Origin of the sequence: Klebsiella sp. CB_Kp196 (assembly GCF_040061575.1) — a bacterium.
Classification (GTDB): Bacteria; Pseudomonadota; Gammaproteobacteria; order Enterobacterales; family Enterobacteriaceae; genus Klebsiella; species Klebsiella michiganensis.
Genome location: NZ_JBEAFH010000039.1, coordinates 63437 through 75035, shown reverse-complemented (window position 1 = coordinate 75035; position 11599 = coordinate 63437). Strand labels below are relative to the sequence as shown.

10 protein-coding genes and 1 tRNA gene are annotated in these 11599 nt (G+C 52.6%); 6 read left to right on the top strand and 5 right to left on the bottom strand.

Annotated features, from left to right (window positions below):
• Positions 1-162: 162 nt before the first annotated feature.
• From ABLU87_RS11765 to ABLU87_RS11745, 5 genes are all read right to left on the bottom strand, one after another.
• The gene (locus ABLU87_RS11765) at positions 163-366 is read right to left on the bottom strand and encodes a hypothetical protein (RefSeq protein ID WP_128334930.1); all 204 of its coding nucleotides are present in this window, start codon (positions 364-366) and stop codon (positions 163-165) included.
• Between the two features lie 509 nt (positions 367-875).
• Complete coding sequence (locus ABLU87_RS11760) at positions 876-1358, bottom strand: hypothetical protein (protein ID WP_128334929.1); 483 nt, start codon at positions 1356-1358, stop codon at positions 876-878.
• Between the two features lie 74 nt (positions 1359-1432).
• Positions 1433-2212: a hypothetical protein gene (locus ABLU87_RS11755; protein WP_267985980.1), complete on the bottom strand. Its 780-nt coding sequence runs from the start codon at positions 2210-2212 to the stop codon at positions 1433-1435.
• Between the two features lie 1261 nt (positions 2213-3473).
• Positions 3474-4745 (bottom strand): integrase arm-type DNA-binding domain-containing protein, encoded by a 1272-nt coding sequence (locus ABLU87_RS11750; RefSeq protein ID WP_014837232.1) that lies wholly within the window; start codon positions 4743-4745, stop codon positions 3474-3476.
• A gap of 200 nt (positions 4746-4945) precedes the next feature.
• Positions 4946-5030: transfer RNA gene (locus ABLU87_RS11745), tRNA-Leu, on the bottom strand.
• Between the two features lie 234 nt (positions 5031-5264).
• Between ABLU87_RS11745 and ABLU87_RS11740 the strand changes: the two genes are divergently transcribed.
• From ABLU87_RS11740 to ABLU87_RS11715, 6 genes are all read left to right on the top strand, one after another.
• Positions 5265-6284, top strand: coding sequence for an NAD(P)-dependent alcohol dehydrogenase (locus ABLU87_RS11740; protein ID WP_004108819.1), 1020 nt, complete (start codon positions 5265-5267; stop codon positions 6282-6284).
• A 190-nt stretch (positions 6285-6474) separates the two neighbouring features.
• Positions 6475-7347: a sugar ABC transporter permease gene (locus ABLU87_RS11735; protein ID WP_025107468.1), complete on the top strand. Its 873-nt coding sequence runs from the start codon at positions 6475-6477 to the stop codon at positions 7345-7347.
• The gene (locus tag ABLU87_RS11730) at positions 7337-8224 is read left to right on the top strand and encodes a carbohydrate ABC transporter permease (RefSeq protein WP_032694864.1); all 888 of its coding nucleotides are present in this window, start codon (positions 7337-7339) and stop codon (positions 8222-8224) included. The genes ABLU87_RS11735 and ABLU87_RS11730 overlap by 11 nt, the downstream gene beginning before the upstream one ends.
• A 10-nt stretch (positions 8225-8234) precedes the next feature.
• The gene (locus tag ABLU87_RS11725; RefSeq protein WP_025107467.1) at positions 8235-9059 is read left to right on the top strand and encodes a phosphodiesterase; all 825 of its coding nucleotides are present in this window, start codon (positions 8235-8237) and stop codon (positions 9057-9059) included.
• A gap of 5 nt (positions 9060-9064) precedes the next feature.
• Positions 9065-10138, top strand: coding sequence for an ABC transporter ATP-binding protein (locus ABLU87_RS11720; protein ID WP_014227685.1), 1074 nt, complete (start codon positions 9065-9067; stop codon positions 10136-10138).
• Positions 10131-11441, top strand: coding sequence for an ABC transporter substrate-binding protein (locus tag ABLU87_RS11715; protein ID WP_122116691.1), 1311 nt, complete (start codon positions 10131-10133; stop codon positions 11439-11441). Before ABLU87_RS11720 ends, ABLU87_RS11715 begins: the two co-directional genes overlap by 8 nt.
• The last annotated feature ends 158 nt before the right edge of the window (positions 11442-11599 follow it).

The window sequence follows — 11599 nt, the reverse complement described above, 5'->3', positions numbered from 1 at the left end:
GGCTTATGAAGACATTACTAACATCACGGTGTATTAATCAACGGGGAGCAGGTCAGCATATCTGGGCGCCAGCGAAAGCAGCGACAGGAAGAAAAGCGATTACTGTGAAAAGTCTTGAAATCATTTGAACAGTCCTTTGATGAGTTTTAATCTGCCGAAGTGTTAAGGCGCATTCGGTTTATCTCTTCTCCAGGCTTTCCAAAATCCGTGCTCTTGCTTGATATTGCCCTCAGAGGTCAGTTTGTTGTGTATCGTCGTAGGAGGGTTAGCAATGATGCTTTCCAGTGATTCGCCGGCATCTAATCGCGCGTAGATTTTGAAATCAGCCGCGTCTGGTTTTTTCGGCTCTGCTTTACCGTGACTCATTAAATCGACCTTGTCATATGAAGAGATGCATTCTGTGTGTTTAAGGTGTTATCTATGTTCGCTGGCGCGGTAGTATCCCAGATGTTTCGACAACTTGTTTGGCTGTCAGTATACGCGACACCGGGACGATAGCGCCAGATATTGATTAATTACAGCGACAATCTTCACATTGAGGTTCTCTTTGCGGACACTTTAAAGATAGGGGCCAGTCTAGTGACTATGCCATTGGGCTTTATAACAACTAACAAAAAGTCGGTTAAGATTATTGGAGCGCTGATTACTGAATATCTGAAAAGTAGCTCTGGTTTTGATAAGCCACATGACTGTGGATTTATTTCTTCGATAGTTGAAAAATGCTGATAGAATGGTCAGTTACCCTTTTAGTCGTCTTGACCACCTCCATAGGAGGTGGTTATTAATTGCCACTATTAAACCGTTACTAAGTTGGTATTTCTATATTTTGTACCAGTTAACATGAGTGTTAACTGGTACAGTACGTATCAGATATATCAATCTGACTCATCGGGGATACCATGCATCATATTGCTGTCACCCAGATGTTGTTCCCAGACATCATCGCATTTTATCGTACTGATTTCTTTCCCCTGTTTTAAAACAGTTATTTCCCCATCAGTATTTTTTCCATCATCGATATAGGAAACAGAGTAAGTATACTCGTTTTCTGGTATGTTCAATGTATGTATCGACACACCCTCAGCCCGACCGTAATTCCAGGCCTGACTTAGCTGGCTCACATTTTTTACCAAAGTGATTTCAGGAATAACCCCACCCCCTCCGTTAATATCCGACTTACCGAATAAATAAGTGACCTCATTATTATTCCTCAACACAGCTACTTCTTTAGTGGTTTTACCTTTTATGATACACCCGAACAGAACATCTGAATCTCCATAAGGTGATGCCATTACTGAACAGGAGGCGGTTATTACCCCCAGAGTGATTACATATTTCAGTTTCTTTAAAAATTTCATACAAACCTCCTCTAAAAATAAAAAATATATAAGAAGCACTTACCCCAAAGGTAAGTGCTTTGCCTCAAAAATGCCTATTCAATATATACAACAATCTTACCATCTGATTGTTCTGTAACGGTAATATCCTTAGTTGTACCATCACTAAGTTGAGCAAATCCATAGTGCTGTTTCCCTTCACTTTCAGTTAACGTTACGTTCTCACATTGCTGTGAGTATTGACGTAACTGTTTATGATAGATATCCGTTACCACCTCGCATGCTGTACGTTCCAGCATCGCTTTGCTACCGTTGAACGCAAAGTTCCCGATGCCATATACAATCCAGATCCCAAGCCAGACCAGCAACAGCATTTTCCCCTGACCAACGGCTTTACAACGTTTAGCAATATAAACTGGCGAAAAAAGAATCCACCATTTTGAAAAAATTGCCTTACCATGTTTATCCAGTAGCTTCCAGTCCATATAGAACAAGATAATCAGGGCAATCATAACGAACAGATTAACCGTATAGTTGACAGCTAAACTAAACAAACATGCGGATAAAACGCCGATAACAAACAATCCCGTTGCAATCCAGATATATTTCTCATGTAACGACGAGTTGTCTATATTTAATAATTTACGGATACTCTCAGCGCTTACCAAATCAGACTTTTTACGATCACCAACAATAAAAGAAATCAATTTATTATTATACAGCACCCTGGCTTCATCGTTTAACAAAATGGACTTCATTTCACGGATGAATTTTAAATCTGCATCATCACGCTCACTTACTTTTTGTATCGCATGGTTTAATTCATCAACACTGGCATTCATATCCAGCTCAAGATATTCATAATAGTTTATCATGATAATTCCTTATCTTTACATAATAGCCGAAATATTACAGAGAACGTTAAACTGGTAAACTTCAAGAGCATTGAACAGGAGGGGGGTATGGTGGTAGATATAAAAGACTTATTAAAATATGTAATCATTCCCCTTATTGACATAACAAAACAACAATCCCTGTACAAACAAGTAACATGAATAAAAAACCAATGCCAAGATAGGCTTTAAAAAGCCTCTTAATTCTTTCTGGTTTCATTTTGACCTCACGACTACAGCAAAAAGAATAGCACCAAATATGGGGTCTATAAGCATACTGATAACAAACCATATGAAGAACGAACGGCCACTGGCCTGAGCCAATTTACCAATAACTATCGATGCTCCGATCCACAAAAGTAAAAGAATAAATGCCATCGTTGGCCCCTTGAAAAATAGCAATAAATGATTGAAGTGGTGGTTTAAAACCGTCACTTTGTCCGGTAAGCATGTTGAATGGATGGGCAGACTTATACCTGCCGCATTGAAACATCCTTGCTATAGGCGCATGGTGCATCTCCTTATTGTCACCCGATGAGAATCCTGGCCTGATTCTAATTAAATCCTTTCTAAGATAGGGAGGTTATGAGTGCAGGTAAAATTGTTATTACCGATCGAATTTCAATAATTGATCTGCAAAATCTATCGACAAAAACGATCAATTTTTTATATTTGATAGTTTATAGCTATCATTGTAATGATATCGATCGTTTTTGTAGATCAGTTTATGCGGGGGATGTGGTGTATTAAAATTGATGAGGCAAGTAGTGGATATTTTTTATTCATTAAAATCATAAAGATATGACATTTAGCATAACCTTCTAGTCAAAGGTATGACCACAATCGCCACACTCATATCTGTCAAACAGGAGTCCATCAAGGGCTGAGCCGGTAACCGCTCCCGCAGTTGCACCAGCCACAAACCTCCCCAGCACAGCACCAATAACAGCCCCGGTAGCAGTCCCCAGAACTGGCACAACAGAACCAATTGCCGCCCCCGAGCTTGCTCCACTAAGGGCTCCAGCCACACCTCCAGCAATACCTCCAGCCTTCCTCCCAATGTTACGTTCGCTAACGCGTTCAGAACCACATTTTGGACACATTGTAACCATTGATAAAATCTCCTGATTTTCGGTTGTTAAAAAGCAAAAAGGCACCCGAACGTTAAAGTACGGATGCCTTCTTTATGTAATCACTCATGTTGAATCTACGGGGTTAAGGGGCCAAAATATAGCGTCATGTGTTATCTGGTCAGCATGGGATTATTAATTTTCGCAAAATCGAAAGGACTAATACTCTTCTCCCGATTTGCATCCAGGAAGTTTGCCCACCATTGCAGCATCAACTTGCGTTCATCCAGATGTTCCGCTTTATGGATATATGCTGCGCGTACCGAATTACGTTCCATATGGCTCATCTGGCGCTCCACCGCATCCTTCGACCATAGACCTGACTCAATTAACGAACTACAGGCCATTGTGCGGAAGCCGTGGCCGCAAACCTCAACTTTAGTGTCATAGCCCATAACCCGTAGCGCACTATTTACCGTGTTCTCACTCATGGGTTTACGCGGATCGTGATCGCCAATAAAAATCAGCTCATGTTCACCACAGAACTGTTTTATCTGCTTCAGGATCGCCAGCGCCTGCTTTGATAGCGGCACCAGATGAGGTGTACGCATCTTTGATCCTCGCTGAGAATGTTTCACGCCGGGAATAGGCTCTCGCTCAGGCGGGATGGTCCACATTGACGTTTCAAAATCGATCTCTGACCAGCGAGCAAAACGCAGCTCACTGGAGCGAATAAAGATAAGCAGAGTAAGTTCCGTTGCCCAGCGGGTTAGCGGCCTGCCGGTATAACCGTCTATTTTCTCGAGTAACTCAGGGATACGCTTTAATTCCAGCGCCGGACGATGTTGTCGATTGCCAGAGGCGACGGCTCCAGCCATCTCCTGCGCTGGGTTGTAATCAATCAGCCCGCTTTGTACTGCATAACGCATGATGGCCGTGGTGCGCTGTTGGAGACGAGAAGCCACCTCAAGACGTCCAGACACTTCCACTGCTTTAATTGGTGCCAGTAAATCACGAGTACCCAGTTCAGCAATGTTGCAAGTACCAATTGCCGGGAAGATATTGTCCTCCAGGCTCTTTTTTACGCGATTAGCATGATCTTCCGACCATTTTTGGTTAGTCGCAAGCCATTCTCTGGCAACCTTCTCGAAAGTAATAATCTCTTTCGCCTGCTCTTCTTTTAAAGCACGCTTATGCTCACGAGGATCAATGCCAGCAGCAACCAGCTTTCTAGCCTCTTCTCTCTTTTTTCTGGCATTAGCTAACGAGATTTCAGGATAGACACCGAACGCCATCAAATGTTGTTTACCGCCAAAACGGAAACGAAATCGCCAATACTTTGAGCCGTTAGGTTTTACAAGTAAGGACATACCGTCGCCGTCAACAAGTGAATACTCTTTCTCCTCAGGTTTCGCAGAACGAACTTTAGTATCCGTTAAGGCCATAATGGTCCTCCTTCCATTGGTATGTCGTGAGTATACAAGCAATATCGAATCGACAAATATACTCATTAGTATACTCAAAAGCTTGTTGATGTGGGTTGAGTTAGGTTGACTTCAGTTGAGGGGAAAAGCGGGTAAAGCCTTGTGTAGCGCGGATTTTGGGCATAAAAAAAGACGTCGATTGACGTCTATTTATATACTTTTGGTGCCGAAGGCCGGACTCGAACCGGCACGTATTTCTACGGTTGATTTTGAATCAACTGCGTCTACCGATTTCGCCACTCCGGCACGGAAAGGATACGGAAAACGTTCTGGATTATACCTGTCGCACGCTGCCATGCAAGCAACGTTGCATTCACCTGCCACCAAGTGATGAATTTTTCATCGGCTCAGTGTGTTAGCCTCTTCAGGGTACATTTTGCCCTCCTCTATAACCCCCCATCCCCCCTCCTTCTGCCAAGCGTCCCCTCGCCCCATGCTCTACACTTCCTTCTTAACTACGCCAAACCCAAGGAAACTGTCATGAGCACTATTAAAAGTTACGCCGCCAAAGAAGCGGGCGCCGATCTGTCGCTGTGGGAGTACGATGCCGGCGACCTTAAGCCGGAAGATGTCGAAGTGCAGGTGGAGTACTGCGGGATCTGCCACTCCGACCTGTCGATGATCGACAACGAATGGGGCATGTCGAGCTATCCACTGGTGGCCGGTCACGAGGTGATTGGCCGGGTGGCGGCCCTGGGCAGCGCGGCGCAGGATAAAGGGCTGAAGGTTGGCCAGAAGGTCGGCATTGGCTGGACGGCGCGCAGCTGCGGCCACTGCGACGCCTGTATCAGCGGCAACCACGTGAACTGTCTGGAAGGCTCGGTGCCCACCATCATCAACCGCGGCGGCTTCGCCGATAAGCTGCGCGCCGACTGGCAATGGGTGATCCCGCTGCCGGAAAACGTCGATCTCGAATCTGCCGGGCCGATGCTCTGCGGCGGCATCACCGTCTTCAAGCCGCTGCTGATGCATCACGTCACGGCGAACAGCCGCGTCGGCGTCATCGGCATTGGCGGCCTCGGCCATATCGCCATCAAGCTGCTGCACGCGATGGGCGCGGAAGTCACCGCCTTTAGCTCCAATCCGGCGAAAGAGCAGGAAGTGCTGGCAATGGGCGCCGATCGCGTGGTGAACAGCCGCGATCCCGAAGCCTTAAAGGCGCTGGCCGGCCAGTTCGACCTGATTATCAACACCGTCGCCGTCGACCTCGACTGGCAGCCGTACTTTGAAGCGCTGGCGTACGGCGGCAACTTCCACACCGTCGGCGCGGTAATGAAGCCGTTCCCGGTCCCCGCTTTTACCCTGATTGGCGGCGACCGCAGCATCTCCGGTTCGGCCACCGGCAACCCGTCCGAGCTGCGCAAGCTGATGAAATTTGCCGGACGCAGCAAAGTCGCGCCGACCACCGAGCTGTTCCCGATGTCGCAGATCAACGAGGCGCTGAAGCACGTTCGCGAGGGCAAGGCCCGCTACCGCGTGGTGCTGAAAGCCGACTTCTGATCGTTCCTCGTCATGCTTCAGGCCGCAGCCGCGCGGCCTGAACGCCACTGACCGGGGTGATGCCGGGCGGCCCGTCTGCCCGGCGCTTGTTTCCCTGGTCATTAAACCGTCATCTCCCCGCCATACGTTTGCAGTCAATCCTTCTCACAATCCGGCCTTCTACAAACGCCTGAATGAGACGTCCGCCACCATGAGAAAAACCTGGCTCCCCTGGCTGATACTGTCGCCTTCCCTGCTGTTTTTATTGCTGTTTACCTGGTTTCCCCTCGGGCGATCGATTTATGACAGCCTGTTCGATACCCGCATGGTCAGCGACGGCGGCCAGTATGTCGGGCTGGAGAACTTTAGTCGTCTGTTCGCCGACGGCGTCTTCTGGCAGTCGCTGGTGAATAACCTGCTTTATATCCTGCTGACGGTGGTACCGGGCGTGACGCTCGCCCTGCTGCTGGCGGTCGCCCTGACCGAGAATCACCGCGTCAACCGCTGGCTGCGCACCGCCTTCTTCTTCCCGATGATTATCCCGATGGTCAGCGCCGCCGCGCTGTGGCTGTTTATCTTTATGCCCGGCCTTGGCCTGCTCGACCACTATCTGGCGAAGCTGTTTGGCCCGATGAACAACAACTGGCTGGGGCGCAGCAACAGCGCGCTGCTGGCGCTGGCGCTGATTGGCGTGTGGAAGTTCGCCGGTTACTACATGCTGTTTTTCCTCGCCGGGCTGCAAAGCATTCCGGCCTCCACGCGCGAAGCGGCGATCGTGGAAGGCGCCACCCGCACGCAGGTGTTCTTTAAGGTCACGCTGCCGCTGCTGCGCCCGACCCTGAGCTTCGTGATAACCACGGCGCTGATCTACTCCATCACCCAGATCGACCACGTGGCGGTGATGACCCGCGGCGGGCCGGATAACGCCACTACCGTGCTGCTCTACTACATCCAGAACCTCGCCTGGGACACCCATGATTTAGGTAAAGCTTCCGCCGCCACCTTCCTGACGCTGGCCGGGCTGTTTGCCTTCTCGCTGATTAACCTCAAACTGCTGGAGAAAGGAGCGCACTATGAGCGCTGAAATCTCGCCGCTGGCGCTGCGATCGCACAGCGCATCGCGCCCGCTCTGGCTGCGCCTGCGCCGCTCGCAGCCCTTTACGCTCACGGTATTAATGTGCTGCCTGGCGCTGCTGTGGATGAGCCCGTTTTTATGGATGCTGGCGACCTCGTTTAGCGCCACGACCTTCGGCGAGGATATGGCCTCGCTGCTGCCCCGTATGCCGCTGACGCTGGATAACTTCCGCGATGCCTGGGCCAGCGCCGACTGGCTGAGCCTCTACGCCAACACCCTTATCTTTACCTTCGGCACCTTCTTCGTGCAGCTGTTGACCATCACCACCGCCGGCTACGTCTTCGCCTGCCACGAGTTTCGCGGCAAGAAGACGCTGTTCCTGATGTTCCTCGTCCAGCTGATGATCATGCCGGTGGTGATGATGGTGCCGAACATGCTGACCCTGAAAACCTTCGGCCTGCTCAACACCCTCACCGGGGTAATGATGCCCTACTTCACCTCGGCGTTCGGCGTGTTCCTGATGCGTCAGGCGTTTCTGTCCATCCCCAAAGAGCTGGAAGAGGCGGCGCTGATGGAGGGCTGTCGCTGGTGGCAGGTGCTGTTCCGCGTGCTGCTGCCGATGTCCTGGCCGTCGGTGCTGGCCTTCGCCACCGTCAGTATTACCTACCACTGGAACGAGTATCTGTGGCCGCTGATGATGCTGAACGACCCGGACAAACAGGTGCTGACCGTGGGGCTGGTCTCGTTCGCCATGGGCGCCGAATCCGGCGGCCAGTGGGGCATCATCGGCGCCGGCACGCTGATGGTCTGCCTGCCGCTGATGCTGGCGTTCATCCTCTTCCAGAAACAGTTCCTGCGAAGCTTCGGCTTCTCCGGGATCAAATAAGGAGCTCTTCATGCTGTTAGCGCAAATTTCCGATACCCATTTTCGCAGCCGCGGCCAGAAGCTGTACGGCTTTATTGACGTCAACGCCGCCAATGCCGACGTCGTCTCCCAGCTGAATGCCCTGCAGGAGCGTCCGGACGCGGTGGTGGTGAGCGGCGATATCGTCAACTGCGGCCGCCCGGAAGAGTATGAGGTCGCCCGCCAGATCCTCGGCAGCCTGAACTATCCGCTGTATCTCATTCCCGGCAACCACGACGATAAAGCGCTGTTTCTGGAATATCTGCATCCGCTGTGCCCGCAGCTCGGCAGCGATGCGCAAAACATGCACTACGCGGTAGATGATTTTGCCACTCGCCTGCTGTTTATCGACTCCAGCCGGGCGGGTACGTCGAAAGGCTGGCTGACCGAGGAAACCATCAAGTGGCTGGAGGCTCAGCTGTTTGATGGCGGCGATAAACCGGCGACGGTGTTTATGCATCATCCGCCGCTGCCGCTGGGCAACGCGCAGATGGACCCTATCGCCTGCGAAAACGGCCATCGTCTGCTGGCGCTGGTTGAGCGTTTCCCGTCGCTGACGCGCATTTTCTGCGGCCATAACCACAGCCTGACCATGACCCAGTATCGCCAGGCCATCATCTCCACCATCCCGGGAACCGTCCACCAGGTGCCCTACTTTCATGAAGATACCCGTCCGTATTACGACCTTTCTCCGGCGTCGTGCCTGATGCACCGCCAGGTCGACGAGCAGTGGGTGAGCTATCAGCATCCTCTGACCCACTACGCCGGACCGTGGATGTACGACGAAAATATCAGCTGCCCAACGGAAGATTGCTAAACGCCATGCTTAGTCTGCAAAACATCAGTAAACAGTTTGACGGTAAACCGGCCCTCAGCGCCCTGTCGCTGGATATTCGCGAAGGGGAGTTCGTGGTGCTGGTGGGCCCATCCGGCTGCGGTAAAAGCACCCTGCTGCGCCTGCTCGCTGGGCTGGAGCCGGTCAGCGAGGGGGAGATCTGGCTGCACGATGAGAACATCACCGAAATGTCGCCCAGAGAGCGCAACTTCGCGATGATCTTCCAGAACTATGCGCTGTTTCCGCACCTGTCGGTGCGCGACAACATCACCTTCGGCATGAAGGTGCGCAAAGAGGAGAAGACCAGCTGGCAGCCGCGGGTGGATAAAGTCGCGCAGATGCTGCAGCTGGATACCCTGCTCGATCGCAAACCGGCGAAGCTCTCCGGCGGTCAGCGGCAGCGGGTGGCGATGGCGCGGGCGATTGTGCGCAATCCGCGCCTGTTCCTGATGGATGAGCCGCTCTCCAACCTCGACGCCCGCCTGCGTAGCGAAGTGCGCGACAGCATTATGGACCTCCACCAGCAGCTCAGAACCAGCACCGTCTACGTCACCCATGACCAGACGGAAGCGATGTCGATGGCCGACCGCATCGTGGTGATGAACGGCGGCCACGTACAGCAGGTCGGGCGACCGGAGTATCTGTACGCCAACCCGGCCAACCTGTTTGTCGCCGGGTTTATCGGATCTCCGGCGATGAATCTGCTCTCGCTGCCCTGCGCTGATGGTGAGGTATTACTGGGTGAGCTGCGCTATCCGCTGCCGCCGCGCTACCGTGAAGAATCCCGGGTGTGGTTAGGCATTCGCCCGGAACATATCAGCGACCGCGTGGAGGAGAGCCATCTGCGCCTGCCCGCCACCGTGCTGCAACGAGAACTGATGGGAGCCGATTATTTGCTCCACGTCAGCACCCCCATCGGCACCTTACGCTTTAGCCGTCGCCATCGCGGCGCGGTGCCGGAGAAAGGCGATTCGCTGATCCTCGGCTTTTCACCTGCCGATGTGCATCTTTTTCATGCTGAGAAACAGCATAATTTACTGATGGAGACAGACCATGTTTAAACCTCTCACCGCTCTCACGGTTGGGCTCAGCCTTGCCCTGAGCGGCGCGGCGCTGGCGAAAGAGAAGATCGACTTCATGTTTCCGGCGCCGGTGGACGGCAAGCTGACCATGGAGATGACCCGCGTCATTAAGCAATTCAACGAGTCGCAGCAGGATGTCGAAGTGCGCGGGATCTTTACCGGCAACTACGACACCACCAAGATCAAAGCCGAATCGGCGCAGAAGGCCGGGCAGCCGCCCGCGCTGGTGATTATGTCCGCCAACTTCACCACCGATCTGGCGCTGAAGGGTGAGATCCTGCCGATGGACGAGCTGTTCCAGTATGGCGATCAAAAAGCGGGGGATTTTCTGGTGAAGGCGTTCTGGCCCGCAATGCATAAAAACGCCCAGGTGATGGGCACCACCTATGCGATCCCGTTCCATAACTCGACGCCGATCCTCTACTACAACAAAACGATGTTCGATCGGGCCGGGATCAAACAGCCGCCGCAAACCTGGGCCGAGCTGCTGGCGGACGCCAGAAAGCTGACCGACGAAAGCAAAGGCCAGTGGGGGATCATGCTGCCGTCGACCAACGATGATTACGGCGGCTGGATCTTCTCGGCGCTGGTGCGCGCCAACGGCGGGAAATACTTTAACGAGGACTATCCGGGCGAAGTCTATTACAACACGTCAACCACCATCGGCGCCCTGCGCTTCTGGCAGAACCTGGTCTATAAAGACAAAGTCATGCCTTCCGGCGTGCTGAATTCGAAACAGATCGGCGCTAGCTTCTTCTCCGGCAAAGTCGGAATGGCGATGCTGAGCACCGGCGCGCTGGGCTTTATGCGCGAGAACAGCAAAGATTTTGAACTGGGCGTAGCGATGCTGCCGGCCAAAGAGCAGCGCGCGGTACCGATCGGCGGCGCCAGCCTGGTGAGCTTCAAGGGCATCAACGACGCGCAGAAAAAAGCGGCGTATCAGTTCCTGACGTATCTGGTGAGCCCGCAGGTCAATGGCGCCTGGAGCCGCTTTACCGGCTACTTCTCCCCGCGTAAGGCCGCCTACGATACGCCGGAAATGAAGGCGTATCTGCAGCAGGATCCGCGCGCGGCGATCGCCCTCGAACAGCTGAAGTATGCCCATCCGTGGTACTCCACCTGGGAGACCGTTGCCGTGCGTAAAGCGATGGAAAACCAGCTGGCCGCGGTGGTGAACGATGCCAAAGTCACCCCGGAAGCCGCGGTGCAGGCGGCGCAGAAGGAAGCCGATGCGCTGATGAAGCCCTACGTCGATAAGACCGCGCTGGCGGAAGTGAAGTAGGCCTTCCCTCACTATCCCCGCCGATAGCTGAGGTATCTTCTGCAATACCGTACGGAAGCAGTGTGCCCCCTCCCCCTTTTCAAGGGGAGGGGATCGTTCGATACGGCTCGTTAGCCCGGTCCGTGCAGACCGCTGAGCACCGCACCAGCATCGCAGGT

Bases quoted from the DNA above. Each gene is read 5' to 3' on its own strand.
- ABLU87_RS11765 (WP_128334930.1), bottom strand. From the start codon at position 366: ATGAGTCACGGTAAAGCAGAGCCGAAAAAACCAGACGCGGCTGATTTC.
- ABLU87_RS11730 (WP_032694864.1), top strand. From the start codon at position 7,337: ATGAGCGCTGAAATCTCGCCGCTGGCGCTGCGATCGCACAGCGCATCG.
- ABLU87_RS11755 (WP_267985980.1), bottom strand. From the start codon at position 2,212: ATGATAAACTATTATGAATATCTTGAGCTGGATATGAATGCCAGTGTT.
- ABLU87_RS11740 (WP_004108819.1), top strand. From the start codon at position 5,265: ATGAGCACTATTAAAAGTTACGCCGCCAAAGAAGCGGGCGCCGATCTG.
- ABLU87_RS11720 (WP_014227685.1), top strand. From the start codon at position 9,065: ATGCTTAGTCTGCAAAACATCAGTAAACAGTTTGACGGTAAACCGGCC.
- ABLU87_RS11735 (WP_025107468.1), top strand. From the start codon at position 6,475: ATGAGAAAAACCTGGCTCCCCTGGCTGATACTGTCGCCTTCCCTGCTG.
- ABLU87_RS11760 (WP_128334929.1), bottom strand. From the start codon at position 1,358: ATGAAATTTTTAAAGAAACTGAAATATGTAATCACTCTGGGGGTAATA.
- ABLU87_RS11725 (WP_025107467.1), top strand. From the start codon at position 8,235: ATGCTGTTAGCGCAAATTTCCGATACCCATTTTCGCAGCCGCGGCCAG.
- ABLU87_RS11715 (WP_122116691.1), top strand. From the start codon at position 10,131: ATGTTTAAACCTCTCACCGCTCTCACGGTTGGGCTCAGCCTTGCCCTG.
- ABLU87_RS11750 (WP_014837232.1), bottom strand. From the start codon at position 4,745: ATGGCCTTAACGGATACTAAAGTTCGTTCTGCGAAACCTGAGGAGAAA.